Genomic DNA, 12,867 nt, shown 5'->3' on the forward strand with positions numbered 1-12,867 from the left:
TTATCCTCCCTGAGGCGCCCTCCCGGCGCATCCTCGTTTCACCAGCGTGCAGCAAGATGAAAACGTTTACAACATATCAATGCACTGGACGTTTGTAAACGTTTTCATTACCTTTTCACGAGCCTTCGTCCCGGACTTCCCCGGCGCAGGCCCAAAGGACTTGCACATCATGGCGCGGAAACCGGCGAAGATTCAGGACGTTGCGAAGGCTGCAGGCGTATCGACCGCAACGGTCAGCCGCGCCCTGTCGCACCCGGATCTTCTGGCGGACAAGACCCGCGTCGCGGTGATGGAGGCGATTCGCGAAACCGGCTACCGGGTCAATCACGCCGCCCGCACCCTGCGCACCCGCCGCGCGGGCGCGGTGCTGGTGCTGACCCCGAATCTGGGCAACCCGTTCTTCTCGCAGATCCTCGCCGGGATCAGCGCCACCTTTGCCGAGACCGAATACAGCGTGCTGATCGCCGACAGCCGTGACTATTCCGACATCACCCGCACCGCGCTGGACTATTTCGCCGATACGCGCATCGACGGGATCATCTCGCTCGATGGCGGGCTGTCGCCTGCGCAACTGGCGGCGCTGGAAGGCAGCGACTATGCCGACCGCATCATCTTTGCCTGCGAATGGGTGCAGGGGATGCACCTGCCCTCGGTGCGCAGCGACAACCCGCAGGGCGCGCGGCTGGCGGTGCAGCACCTCTATGACCTCGGCCACCGCGACATTGCCCATGTGACCGGCCCCGAGGGCAACGTCCTGACCGCCGTCCGCCGCGAAGGCATGCTGGCCGAGCGCAACCGCCTGCACCTGCCCGTGCGCGAGGAATGGATCATTCGCGGCGATTTCAGCCTGCAATCGGGGCAAGAGGCGGCGCGGCGCATCCTCGCCATGCAGCACCGCCCGACGGCGGTGTTTTGTGCCTCCGACATGGTGGCAATCGGGCTGATCTCGACGCTCAGCCAAGGCGGGCTGCGGGTGCCCGAGGATATCTCGGTGATAGGCTTCGACGATATCGAGATGGCCGAGCACACCCTGCCGCCGCTGACCACGATCCGGCAGGATCGGCAGGCGCTTGGCAGCCGCGCCGCTCGCCGCCTGCTGCACCAGATCGAAGAGGAGGGCGACGCCCCTGCGGACAGCATCGAAGTGATCGGTGTCGAACTGGTCGTCCGCGCCAGCACCGCCCGCCCCGTCACGGCCCCCTCCGGGGTTCAGGCCTGATGGCCCGCAACCGCTATTATTCCGGGCCGGTCAGCGATCATTTCGACGGTATCCGGTTCCACAACCTGCATGGCCACCGCACGGACCGCTCGCTGGGGGATCTCTGGCGCTGGCACCGCTCGGGGAACCGCGCTGCGTGGCCGGAAAACGTGCCCGTCACCCCCGCCAAGCCGCCAGAGCGGTCCGAGGCCGCGCGCATCACCATGGTCGGTCATGCCTCGATGCTGATTCAGGTGGCCGGGCTGAACATCCTCACCGATCCGGTCTGGTCCGAACGCGCCAGCCCCGTCGCCTTTGCCGGGCCGCGCCGCGTCACCGCGCCGGGCATCGCCTTCGACGACCTGCCGCCCATCGACGCGGTGCTGCTGACGCACAACCACTACGACCATCTCGATCTGGCAACCCTGCGACGCCTGCACGCGCGCCACGCGCCGCGCTTCATCATGCCGTTGGGCACCGACGCCACGGTGCGCCGCGCCGGGCGCGACCTGCGGATGACCGTCGCCGACTGGCGCGAGGCGGTCCGTCTTGGGCCCGCCACCATCACCCTGACCCCGTCGCATCACTGGTCCTCGCGCGGGTTGCGCGACCGGCGCATGGCGCTGTGGACCGGGTACTGGATCGCCACCGACCACACCCAGATCTGGTTCGCGGGCGATACCGGTTATGGCGATGGCACGCTGTTTCGCGACCTGCGCGCCGATCTTGGTGCCCCCGACATCGCCCTGATCCCGATCGGTGCCTATGAACCGCGCTGGTTCATGGCCCCGCAGCACGTCGCCCCCGAGCAGTCGGTCCAGATCTTCGGCGATATCGGCGCCCGGCAGGCGCTCGGGTTTCACTGGGGCACGTTCCAGCTGACGGATGAGCCGCGCGACGCCCCGGTCGAGCTGTTGCAGCAGGCCCTCGCACAGGCCGGAATCGACCCGACGCGCTTCGTCGCGCTGCATCCGGGTCAGACGCATGTCGGCGATTGAGTGCGGCAATTTCAGGAGAAAGTGGCAGCCCGTAGGGGAATCGAACCCCTCTTTCCAGGTTGAAAACCTGGCGTCCTAACCGATAGACGAACGGGCCACGTGGTCCTCAGACCGTGCCCGGCATGGCAGCCCGTAGGGGAATCGAACCCCTCTTTCCAGGTTGAAAACCTGGCGTCCTAACCGATAGACGAACGGGCCAGCGCCGTGGCGTGAGGCGGTTTCTATGCAAACGCTCGCTTGCGTGCAAGCAAATTCTTGGCGTTTGCCAAGTTTTTTTCCAGCCCGTCCCGCGCCCATTACGCTCCGGAATATACGACTTTAAACAAGGCGTTAGCGAACGCCCTCGGCGGCAGGAGCCGCGTCTTCAAGGCGCAGCTGCGCAGACCGCCTGCCATTCCACTCGTTGATCTCGAGTCGCCCCGCCAAGTGGAATCGTGCGCCGTTATGGCCCTGCAAGGCCGCCCCCAGCGGCCCGTCGAACGCGCCAAAGCAGATGCCGTCCAGCCGCGCGCCCAACCCGTCATCGCAGGACAGTTTCAGGTGGCCCGTGCCGACCTGCTTGGCAAAGGAAATCCGCGCATCGGGGATGGCAAAGCGCGGCCCCGGCGCGCCCTGCCCGAAGGGCCCCGCGCGTTCAAGCTGCTCGATCAGTTCGACGCTGGCCGCACCGGGCATCAACACGCCATCGACCCGCAAATCCGCAGCACCACCCTGCCCCGCGCCCTGCCGTGCCAGCAGTTCCGACAGGCGGGCCATCGCCGCCTCAAGCTGGTCCTTGGCCACGGTCAGCCCGGCGGCCATCCGGTGCCCCCCGCCCTTGATCAGCAGGCCCTCGGAGGCCAGCCGCTGCACGCAAGCGCCCAGATCGACCCCGTTCACCGACCGGCCCGAGCCCTTGCCCTCGGCCCCGTCGAGGCCAATCACGATGGCCGGGCGGTTGGTCTGTTCCTTCAGGCGCGAGGCGACGATGCCCACGACACCCGGATGCCAGCCCTCGCCCGCCGCCCAGACCAAGGGCGCATCCAGCCCGCGCGCCTCGGCCTGCGCCAGCGCCGCCGCGCGCACCTGCCCCTCGATCTCGCGGCGCTCGGTGTTCAGCTGGTCCAGCCGCTCGGCCATGGCCTGCGCCTCGACCGCGTTGTCGGTCGACAGCAGGCGCGCGCCCAGATCGGCTTGCCCGATCCGGCCCCCGGCATTGACGCGCGGCCCCAGAACATAGCCCAGATGATAAGCCGCAGGCGCAGAGTCCAGCCGCGCCACATCGGTCAACGCCACGAGGCCGGGCCGCGCCCGCCGCGCCATGACCTTCAGCCCTTGCTGCACCAGCGCCCGGTTGACGCCCTTCAAGGGCGCCACATCCGCCACCGTCGCCAAGGCCACGAGGTCCAACAGCCCCATCAGGTCCGGCCCCTTGACGCCCGCCTCGCGCAGCTGCCGCCCCGCCTCGACCAGCATCAGGAACACCACCGCCGCCGCGCATAGATGCGCCAGCGCACCATCCTCGTCCTGCCGGTTAGGGTTCACCACAGCTGTGCAATCGGGCAGCGTCTCGCCGCCAAGGTGGTGGTCCAGAACCACCACATCCGCCCCCACAGCCGCCGCGATCGGCCCGTGCGACAGCGTCCCGCAATCGACGCAAACGATCAGGTCATGGCCTTCCGCCAGCGCCGCCATCGCCTCGTCATTGGGGCCATAGCCCTCGTCGATCCGGTCCGGCACATACAGCGTCGCGGGCCGCCCCATCTGCCGCAACCAGTCGATCAGCAGCGCCGCTGAACTGCCGCCATCCACGTCGTAATCGGCAAAGATCGCGATCCGCTCGCGCCCCTTCACCGCCGCCAGAAAGCGCGCCGCCGCCGCCTCCATATCCTTCAACGACCGGGGATCGGGCAACAGGTCCCGCAGCTTCGGCTCCAGATAGCCTTCGGCCTCGGCCACTGGCACGCCAAGGCGCGCCAGCACCCCGCACAAGGCCCGCGGCAGGCCCGTCGCCTGTCCCATCGCCTCGGCCTGCCGTTCGACCTCGATGCCGGGGCCAACCCAGCGCCGCCCTGTCAGGCTGCTTTCAACACCCAGATAGGACACAGGACCCCCGGCTTCTTTTCTTCACAAATACCCGTTTTTTTTCGCGCACCTTTGGTGCGACGGGGAAGGCGCGCCAGCGCCGGGGGGCAAAGCCCCCCTCCCCCGCCCGACATCAATGCGGATTGCGATAGACCATGCGCCGCACCGAACCCGTCCGCGAGCGCATCAGCAGCGTCTGGGTCTCGACCCAGCCCGGCTCGCGCTTCAGACCCGGCAGCAACGACCCGCCGGTCACGCCCGTCGCGGCAAAGATCACATCCGCCGTGACCATCTCGTCGCGGCTGTAGACCTTGTCCAGATCGGTGATCCCGGCCTTGGCCGCGCGTCCGCGTTCGTCATCGTTGCGGAACATCAACCGGCCATAGATCTGTCCGCCCATACATTTCAGCGCCGCTGCCGCCAGCACGCCCTCGGGCGCACCACCCGAGCCCATATACATGTCGATCCCGGTGATATGCGGTTCGGCGCAATGCATGACACCGGCCACGTCGCCATCGGTGATCAGGCGAATGCCCGCCCCGGTGCTGCGCACCTCGGCGATCATTTCCTCGTGGCGGGGGCGTTCGAGGATGCAGACCGTGATGTCGCGCGCCTCACAGCCTTTGGCCGCCGCCAGAGCCGCCACGCGCTCGGCGGGCGACATGTCCAGCGTCACCACACCCTCGGCAAAGCCCGGCCCCACGGCCAGCTTGTCCATATAGACATCCGGCGCGTGCAACATAGAGCCGCGCGGCCCCATGGCGATCACCGTCAACGCGTTCGGCATGTCCTTGGCGGTCAGCGTGGTGCCTTCCAGCGGGTCCAGCGCGATGTCCACACCTGGCCCACCCGAGCCCACCTCTTCGCCGATATACAGCATCGGCGCCTCGTCGCGCTCGCCCTCGCCGATCACCACGACGCCGGAAATCTCCAGCTTGTTCAGTTCGTTGCGCATGGCGTTGACGGCGGCCTGATCGGCCTGCTTTTCGTCGCCACGGCCGATCCAGTCGGCGCTGGCGATGGCCGCCTGCTCGGCCACGCGGGCCAGCCCCAGCGAAAGCATCCGGTCATTGAAATCCTTGGGCGTCGACATGGGTCTTCCTTTTCAAATGCAGCTTGCCATGGCTCTAGCGCAGGCGCTTGACCGGGGGCAAGGCTGCTAGCGCAACCGCCGTTGCCAACCCCGCCCAGCGCGGCTTTTCGCCAACAAGTCGTGCTGCGGGGCGGTGCCCCGTACGCATCTCCGGCTCAGACGTTCTCGATCCGCAGCGCCACCGGCTCCGTCACCATGACACCGGTCGCCGTCATCGCCTCCAACGCCGCCTCCAGCGCGGCGCGCGTCGTCTTGTGGGTCACGATCAGCACCGGCGCCGCATCCGCCACGTGGTCATACTGGCGCATCCGGTTGATCGATACACCCGAATCCCCCAGCGCCGTGGCGATCTTTGCCAGCGCGCCCGGTTTGTCGATCAGTGCCATGCGCAGGTAATAGGGCGCTGGCGTGGCAGAGCGGGCCGGCACGCAGGTCTTCAAGGACGACGCCGCCTGCCCAAAGGTCGACACCCGCAGGCCGCGCGCGACGTCCATCACATCGCCCATCACGGCGCTTGCCGTCGGGCCCTCGCCCGCACCGGCGCCGCGCATCACGATCTGGCCGACCTGATCGCCCTCGATCACCACCATGTTGGTGCCGCCCACCAGCTGGCCCAGCGGCGAGGCCGCCGGGACAAGGCAGGGCGTCATGGTCTGTTCCAGACCCCGCCCGGTCATGCGGGCGACCCCCAGCAGCTTGATCCGATAGCCCATATCGGCGGCCTGCCGGATATCATCGATGGCGACCTTGCCGATGCCTTCCAGCTCGACCGCGTCGAAATCCACCTTGCAGCCAAAGGCGATGGCCGCGAGCAGCGACAGCTTGTGGCCCGCATCGATCCCGCCCACGTCCAGCGTCGGATCGGCCTCCAGATAGCCCAGCCCGTCGGCTTCGGCAAAGGCCTCCTCGTAGGTGAGGCCGCCATCCTCCATCCGGGTCAGGATGTAGTTGCAAGTGCCGTTCATCACGCCCATCACGCGCTGGATGTCATTGCCCGCCAGCCCCTCGGTCAGCGCCTTGATGACCGGGATGCCGCCCGCCACCGCCGCCTCGAAGCGCAGAACCGCGCCGTTTGCCTCCGCCAGTTCCGCCAGCATCTGGCCATGATGCGCCAGCATCGCCTTGTTGGCGGTGACCACATCCTTGCCCGCCTTCAAAGCGGCCTCGACGGCGGCCTTGGCCGGGCCGTCGCTGCCGCCCATCAACTCGACGAAGACATCCACGTCGTCGCGCGTGGCCAGCGCGACGGGGTCGTCCTCCCACGCGTAATGCGACAGGTTCACGCCGCGATCCTTGTCGCGGGTGCGCGCCGATACGGCGGTGATGGTGATCTCGCGCCCCGAACGCTCGGTCAGCAGGGCCGCCTTTTGGCGGACGATCTTGACGACGCCGGCACCGACGGTCCCGAGACCGGCAATACCCAGACGCAGGGGCTGAGACATGGGAGACTCCAACAGGCTAAAGGTTCGGCGCTCCGGTTATCCGCCTTTGACGGATTTCGCAACGGGGGCAAAGGCCGCAGCGCGCCTACTGTGCCCGCAGCGCCGCCGCCTTCTGCCGCAGACGCGCCACGCGAGCCTCGAGGCCGCGCTGAGTCGTGCCCCGCATCCGTTCCAGCCGGGCGGCCCGGGCTCGCAGCGCGCCGACCCGGCCCTCGACCGTGGCGATCTCGGCCACCGTGGCGCGTGGCGCGGGCCCGTCCAGCAACTGGTCCAGCGGCACAAGCGCCGGATAGGGCGCATCCGCGACATCGGCGCGGGCCGCATCCAGTTCGGGAAACTGGGTGCAGGCGCTCAGCACCAGCAGGCAAGGCAGGATCATCACTCGTCTCATGTCTCTCTCATGCCGCACTCCGCGCCTCCGGGCAAGCGGCACGCTTACATCTGAACGCACGTTCAGATACGCTGGTGGCATGGCACGTACCCAAGGAAGTCATTCCGAGATCACCGGCCCGCGCATCCGCGCGGTGGCGCTGGAGTTGTTCGCGACGCACGGCTTTGCCGCCGTTTCCATGCGCCAGATCGCGCGTGAGGTCGGCGTGCAGGCCGGGGCGCTGTACAACTACACCCCGGACAAGCAGGACCTGTTGTTCACCTTGATGAAGGGGCATATGGACGACCTGCTGGACGCCTATGACAACCGCGCCCGGCCCGACGATATCGTGGCCCGGCTGAAAGATTTCGTGGCCTTCCACATCGCCTTCCACCTCGAACGCCCGCAGGCGGTGTTCATCTCCTACATGGAATTGCGCAACCTCACGCCCGAGAATTTCGCGGTGATCGAGGAATTGCGGCGCGGCTACGAACACCGGCTCGAAACGATCCTGTCCGAGGGCCGCGCCAGCGGCGTGTTCGACGTGCCCGACACCAAGATCGCCACCCTCGCGGTTATCGCCATGCTGACAGGCGTCACCACGTGGTACCGCCCAAAGGGCCGACTGAGCGTCGCCGAACTGCAAGAGGTCTACTGGCAGATGGTGCGCAAATCGGTCTCGGCCTGACCCGCGCATACACCACGTACACAAGATGCAGGCAGAACACATCCTGTGTACGTTTCTAAGATTCGCATACCGCTGGCATGCAACATGTCGACAAAGGTCAGCGCGTGGCCTGAATCGACCCGAGATATTCGAGGATTGCCACCAGCCTGCGCGGGGTCGGCGTCTGCTTGCCGTCGCCGCTGTCGAAGGGAATCAGGTCGCCTTCGAGCAGCGCGCCGAATTCCGGCATGCCCGGCCCGGTCATGTCCGAGCGCGCATAGCCGTCGATCAGCGACATCACTCGCGCGCGGGGGAATTCGCCCCGGTTGCGCACCTGTATCAGGGTCAAGTCCTTGGGGGGTTTGGCCATTTCCCGCGCCATCGGCCCGTTGCCCTTGGCGTTTTCGCCATGGCAGACGGCGCAATTCTCCATGAACAGCGCCTTGCCGTCCTGCGGCCCCGGCATGTCGGTGGTTGCCATGCAGGCCGTCAACAGGCCCAAGCCCGTCAGCCCGATCCAAATCGCGCGCATCGCGCCTCTCCTTCTATTGCCCGTTCGCGGTCAGACTTGCAGGCTCTCGACGTAAACCACAAGGTCCAGCAAGGCCTTGGGCGTCAGCGTCGTCTCGCCCGAGGGCGTCGTCCATTCGACCACCGGCCCGTCCAGCATTGGCCCGAATTCCGGCATCAAACCGCGATGATACTTGCCCGGATAACCAAAAATCTGGGTCATCGCGCGCTCGGCCGGGAACACGCCGCCGTTTCCTAGGCTGAGCGCCGCGAGATCCGCCGGAACAACCGGAAGCTCGGCGGCCAGCGGTCCATCGCCCCGACCCTCGGAGCCGTGACAGACGGCGCAATAGCTTTGATAGATCACCGCCCCTGCTGCTGCATCGCCCGCGCCCAGATCGCTGGGCGTCGCCTGCCTTGGCGCTTTGCCCGGTCCAACAAACAGACCGCAGCCCGCAAGGCCGACCAGCGCCGCGCCCAGAATGATCGAATTCGCCCGCATCGTCCCGCTCCTTTTGCCGTCATCCTCTCTCGTCCCGTCGGGCGCCGCCTTGACCTGCGTCATCTGGACAGTCGCCCGCCACCCCGCCATTGTGGCGACGCAAAACGGAGAGGTTTCATGCTTGATCCTGCCACCGCGCAACGCCTGCTGGAAGAGAATTTCGCCCCATGGGTGCTGGATTTGCGCCCGACTGTGACATCCATCGACGCCGCAGGCGCGGTGCTGGAAATTCCCGTCACCCCGCATATCGCCCGGGTCGGCGGCATCGTTTGCGGGCAGGCCCTTGCGACCTTGTCGGATACCACGATGGTCTTTGCCTGCGCAGGTTTCCTGAAGGAATTCAAGCCGGTGGCCACGACCAACCTCGAAACCCGCTTCCTGTCGGCGGCGCGCGGCGAGACCATCCGCTGCACCGCGCGCATCATCAAAGGCGGGCGGGCCCTGCTGTTCGCCGAGGCCACGCTGGTGTCGCTGCCGGAGGCAAAGCCGGTTGCCAGCGCCTCGGCCACCTTCTTTCAACCTTAAGGCGCGCCCATGTCCCATCATACCGTGATCATGCTGCTGGCCGGGATCGGCATCCCGATCCTTGCGGCGCTCAATGCCGCGCTGGGTCAACGGCTTGGCTCGCCCACGGCAGCGGCGGTCATCCTGTTCGCGGTGGCCATGCTGGCCAGCCTCGCCTTTTGGGCGATCCGCGGCAGCGGCGGTTTCACGAATGTCCCCGACGCGCCAAAGCACCTCTTTGCCGGGGGGCTCTTCGTGGCATTCTACGTGCTCTCCGTGACCTTCATCGCACCCAAGATCGGCGTCGGCAATGCGGTGTTCTTCGTGCTGATCGGGCAATTGATCAGCTCGGCCGCGATCGACCATTTCGGCCTGTTCGGCGCGCGTATTTCCCCGTTGGAGACAAAACGCGCCCTCGGCATCGCGGTCATGGCGCTGGGGGTCTGGATCACCCAGCGGGCGTAGCCAGCCCCTGCACCATGTCCCACAGCGCTTGCGGCACCTCGACCTCGGTCCGGATCACCTTGCCCTGCCCCGGCATACGGCAGCCTTCGTCCTGCGAGACCGCCTCGGCCAGAAGGCGGAGCCGGTCGTAGAACCCGGTCTCGGACGGGTGGATCAGGACAAAGGAACAGGCCAGGTCATGCGGCGCGCCTTCGGGCGTTTTCAGGGGCTTGACGTCCTTGGACAGCGTCCCGCCGCACAGGCAGGCGGCGAGGATTTCCGCCATCAGACCAAAGCCCCAGCCCTTGTAGCCGCCCGCGCTGGTCATCGACCCTTGCAGCGCCGCCTCCGGGTCGGTCGTGGGTTGGCCGTCTGCGTCCAGCGCCCAGCCTTCGGGGATCGGCTCGCCCGCGGCCTTGGCCATGGTGATCCGACCCAGCGCCACGGTGGTCGAGGACTGGTCGAACAGCATAGCAATGCCGCCCTGACCGTCGGGCACGGCAAAGCTGATCGGGTTGGTGCCGATCACCCGCGTCTTGCCACCCGGCGCAGCGACGATGGGCGTGGCATTGGTCAGCCCCAGCCCCAGCGCACCGCCCTGCGCAATCTGTTCGGTGAACCAGCCCAGCGCGGTGCAGGTATGCGCGTTGTAGACACCGAGACGCGCGATGCCATGGGTGCGCGCCGCCTCCAGCGCGCGGTCGAGCGCGGCGGTGAAGGCCGGTTGCGCAAAGCCATGGCCCGCATCGACGGTGATCTCTGCCGAGCGCGGGGTCTGGACATCGGGCGTCACGGTGCCGTCGACGCGGCCCGTGCGCAGCTGCAGGCAATAGCTTTCGAGATAGTAAAGCCCGCAAATCCGGTTGTCGCGCGCCTCGGCCCAAGCGATGGCGCGGGCCATGACGCTCGCCACGCCATCGCTGGCGCCATGCGCCAGAAGCGCCTGTTTGGACATGTGCTGGATGTCGAGAACGGGGATCATGGGCATCGGCAGGCTCCGGTAAGGTGGACCGACCCTAGGGTCAGGGTGCCCCACCGCGCAAGCCATTCGTCCGATATGGTGAAAGGACCCGGTCGCGCTGCGGCGCCGGGTCCCGGTTCACGTGGCAAGCGGGCCGGTCAGGTCGGGGACGCGCTGTTGTCGAGGAACACGATCGCGTCGTCCGCCAGCACTTCGGTCAGGCCGTCCAGCGTGATCTGGTCGCCGGTCGACAGGGTGATGGACAGGCCCGTCGCGGTGACGTTCTGCAAGGTGACCGAGGGCTCCGGGCCGCCATCGTATGGCACGACGAGCAGGTCCTCGGTCGGGTTGAAATCCGTTACCGTCATGGAACCCAGCGTATAGAAGGTATCCGCGCCTGTCCCGCCGGTCCCGGTGTCGTTGTCGTCGAGGAAGATGGCATCGTCGCCATCGCCACCGTCGAGGCTGTCAGGGGCCGTGCCGGGCGCTTCCGGGGCGGACCCGTACAGCGTGTCATTGCCCGCGCCACCGGTCACGGTGTCGGCCCCGTCACCACCCAGAAGCGTGTCATTGCCCGCACCGCCATCGATCAGGTCGTCGCCCAGACCGCCGGACAGGGCGTCATCGCCCAAGCCACCATCCAGCGTGTCATTGCCGCTGCCGCCGATCAGCGTATCCGCGTCATCGCCGCCATCGAGCGAGTCGTTGCCAAGCCCGCCATCGATCACGTCCAGCCCGGCCAATCCGAGCAAGATGTCATTGGCGTCGGTCCCGGTCAGGCTGTCATCCCCATCCGTCCCGCTGGTGGTATCGGTGCCTTCACCGCCGGTGGTGGTGTCAGTGCCTTCGCCACCCGTGGTGGTGTCGGTGCCCTCGCCGCCGGTCGTGGTGTCGGTGCCCTCGCCGCCGGTCGTGGTGTCAGTGCCCTCGCCGCCGGTCGTGGTGTCGGTGCCCTCGCCACCTGTGGTGGTATCGGTGCCCTCACCGCCGGTCGTGGTGTCGGTGCCTTCGCCCCCTGTGGTGGTGTCAGTGCCCTCGCCGCCCGTGGTGGTGTCAGTGCCCTCGCCGCCCGTGGTGGTGTCGGTGCCCTCACCGCCCGTGGTGGTGTCGGTGCCCTCGACGCCGGTGATCGTGTCGGCCTCGTCATCCGGGGCACCCGACCCGTTTGAGCCGCCCAGATCGGCGAAAAAGTCGTCGAGGTCACTTCCCTGCGTCGTGTCCTCGCCCGGGGTATCGTCGAGGTCCTCGTCGCTCTCACCGCCGCTCATGCCGGCCGCCGCCATCGGCACCAATGCAAAAGCCAAAATCCACAATTCCAACATGCCACACCTCGAAAGTCTGCTTTCGTAACGAATACACGCCAAAATTGTCGAGAATCGGGCGTGGACGTGGCCCGGAACGGGCAATCAAGGTTAATGCGGCCTTAAATGCCCTGCATCGAGGCGGAACCTGCGATCCATGCGCGAGGCCAGTTCGAGGTTGTGCGTCGCGATCAGCGCCGCCAGCCCGGTTTCGCGGACCAGCTTCATCAGCGCGTCGAACACCAGATCCGAGGTTTCCGGGTCGAGATTGCCGGTGGGTTCATCGGCCAGTAGCAGCTTGGGCGCGTTGGCCATGGCCCGGCAAAAGGCGACGCGCTGCTGTTCGCCGCCCGACAGGGCCGCCGGGCGGTGGCTGGCGCGGGGCGCGATGCCCACGCTGTCGAGCAGCATCTGCGCGCGGGCCTCGGCCTCGGCCCGCGGGGTGCCGTTGGCCAGCTGCGGCAGGACGATGTTTTCCAGCGCCGAGAATTCCGGCAGCAGGTGGTGGAACTGGTAGACGAAGCCCAGACTGTCGCGCCGCACCGCCGTGCGCCGCCTGTCGGAGCGGCCATGCATGGTCTCGCCGCCGATCCAGACCTCGCCCGCATCCGGCGTGTCGAGCAGCCCGGCAATGTGCAACAGCGTCGACTTGCCCGCGCCCGAGGGCGCGACCAGCGCCACCACCTCGCCGCGCTTCAGGGTCAGGTCGACACCGCGCAGCACGTGGACCTCGCCGGGCTTGCCCCGGTTATAGGCCTTTTCGATGCCGGTCAGTTGCAGGACTTCATCATACATCACGGGCGCTCCACGACC

Annotated in this window: 14 protein-coding genes and 2 tRNA genes; 5 read left to right on the forward strand and 11 right to left on the reverse strand. The window is 67.2% G+C overall.

Translation table 11 applies throughout. The features are described from left to right. Positions 1 to 169 precede the first annotated feature (169 nt). Both D8Z78_RS14245 and D8Z78_RS14250 read left to right on the forward strand, forming a co-directional pair. Entirely contained in the window at positions 170 to 1,219 is a 1,050-nt protein-coding gene (locus D8Z78_RS14245; protein WP_121630937.1) for a LacI family DNA-binding transcriptional regulator, read from the forward strand. Then, positions 1,219 to 2,196, forward strand: a complete 978-nt coding sequence (locus D8Z78_RS14250) for an MBL fold metallo-hydrolase (RefSeq protein ID WP_121630938.1) — start codon at positions 1,219 to 1,221, stop codon at positions 2,194 to 2,196. Before D8Z78_RS14245 ends, D8Z78_RS14250 begins: the two co-directional genes overlap by 1 nt. Before the next feature lie 22 nt (positions 2,197 to 2,218). Here the strand turns inward: D8Z78_RS14250 and D8Z78_RS14255 are convergent. From D8Z78_RS14255 to D8Z78_RS14280, 6 genes are all read right to left on the reverse strand, one after another. Beyond that, positions 2,219 to 2,293, reverse strand: a tRNA-Glu gene (locus tag D8Z78_RS14255). Between the two features lie 26 nt (positions 2,294 to 2,319). Continuing rightward, positions 2,320 to 2,394 (reverse strand) — tRNA-Glu (locus D8Z78_RS14260). Positions 2,395 to 2,526: 132 nt separating this feature from the next. Beyond that, a complete protein-coding gene (recJ, locus tag D8Z78_RS14265; RefSeq protein ID WP_121630939.1) occupies positions 2,527 to 4,281 on the reverse strand; it encodes a single-stranded-DNA-specific exonuclease RecJ in 1,755 nt (584 codons plus the stop codon). Positions 4,282 to 4,393: 112 nt separating this feature from the next. After that, the gene (gene glpX, locus D8Z78_RS14270) at positions 4,394 to 5,353 is read right to left on the reverse strand and encodes a class II fructose-bisphosphatase (RefSeq protein ID WP_121630940.1); all 960 of its coding nucleotides are present in this window, start codon (positions 5,351 to 5,353) and stop codon (positions 4,394 to 4,396) included. Positions 5,354 to 5,508: 155 nt separating this feature from the next. Next, a complete protein-coding gene (locus D8Z78_RS14275) occupies positions 5,509 to 6,795 on the reverse strand; it encodes a homoserine dehydrogenase (RefSeq protein ID WP_121630941.1) in 1,287 nt (428 codons plus the stop codon). Between the two features lie 85 nt (positions 6,796 to 6,880). Beyond that, positions 6,881 to 7,186, reverse strand: coding sequence for a hypothetical protein (locus tag D8Z78_RS14280; RefSeq protein WP_206169686.1), 306 nt, complete (start codon positions 7,184 to 7,186; stop codon positions 6,881 to 6,883). Positions 7,187 to 7,265: 79 nt separating this feature from the next. On the opposite strand from D8Z78_RS14280, the gene D8Z78_RS14285 reads away from it, so the two are divergent. Next, entirely contained in the window at positions 7,266 to 7,853 is a 588-nt protein-coding gene (locus D8Z78_RS14285; protein WP_121630942.1) for a TetR/AcrR family transcriptional regulator, read from the forward strand. A gap of 97 nt (positions 7,854 to 7,950) precedes the next feature. On the opposite strand, the gene D8Z78_RS14290 is transcribed toward D8Z78_RS14285, so the two are convergent. Both D8Z78_RS14290 and D8Z78_RS14295 read right to left on the reverse strand, forming a co-directional pair. Then, positions 7,951 to 8,364: a c-type cytochrome gene (locus tag D8Z78_RS14290; protein ID WP_121630943.1), complete on the reverse strand. Its 414-nt coding sequence runs from the start codon at positions 8,362 to 8,364 to the stop codon at positions 7,951 to 7,953. A gap of 30 nt (positions 8,365 to 8,394) precedes the next feature. Beyond that, positions 8,395 to 8,844 carry a c-type cytochrome gene (locus D8Z78_RS14295; protein WP_121630944.1) on the reverse strand — a complete coding sequence of 150 codons (450 nt, stop codon included), beginning with the start codon at positions 8,842 to 8,844 and terminating at the stop codon, positions 8,395 to 8,397. A 117-nt stretch (positions 8,845 to 8,961) separates the two neighbouring features. Here D8Z78_RS14295 and D8Z78_RS14300 point away from each other — a divergent pair, with 117 nt between their 5' ends. Continuing rightward, complete coding sequence (locus tag D8Z78_RS14300; protein ID WP_121630945.1) at positions 8,962 to 9,369, forward strand: PaaI family thioesterase; 408 nt, start codon at positions 8,962 to 8,964, stop codon at positions 9,367 to 9,369. A gap of 9 nt (positions 9,370 to 9,378) precedes the next feature. Further along, positions 9,379 to 9,813, forward strand: coding sequence for a DMT family transporter (locus D8Z78_RS14305; RefSeq protein ID WP_121630946.1), 435 nt, complete (start codon positions 9,379 to 9,381; stop codon positions 9,811 to 9,813). Here the strand turns inward: D8Z78_RS14305 and D8Z78_RS14310 are convergent. The 3 genes from D8Z78_RS14310 to D8Z78_RS14325 form a co-directional block, all read right to left on the reverse strand. Continuing rightward, complete coding sequence (locus D8Z78_RS14310) at positions 9,797 to 10,780, reverse strand: Ldh family oxidoreductase (RefSeq protein ID WP_121630947.1); 984 nt, start codon at positions 10,778 to 10,780, stop codon at positions 9,797 to 9,799. The genes D8Z78_RS14305 and D8Z78_RS14310 overlap by 17 nt on opposite strands. A 131-nt stretch (positions 10,781 to 10,911) precedes the next feature. Further along, on the reverse strand, positions 10,912 to 12,021 hold the full coding sequence (locus D8Z78_RS24635) for a calcium-binding protein (protein ID WP_164932971.1): 1,110 nt from the start codon (positions 12,019 to 12,021) through the stop codon (positions 10,912 to 10,914). Between the two features lie 144 nt (positions 12,022 to 12,165). Then, the gene (locus D8Z78_RS14325) at positions 12,166 to 12,849 is read right to left on the reverse strand and encodes an ABC transporter ATP-binding protein (protein WP_121630948.1); all 684 of its coding nucleotides are present in this window, start codon (positions 12,847 to 12,849) and stop codon (positions 12,166 to 12,168) included. Between the last annotated feature and the right edge of the window lie 18 nt (positions 12,850 to 12,867).

Source organism: Tropicibacter alexandrii (assembly GCF_003667315.2).
In the GTDB taxonomy this organism is placed as follows: domain Bacteria; phylum Pseudomonadota; class Alphaproteobacteria; order Rhodobacterales; family Rhodobacteraceae; genus Tropicibacter; species Tropicibacter alexandrii.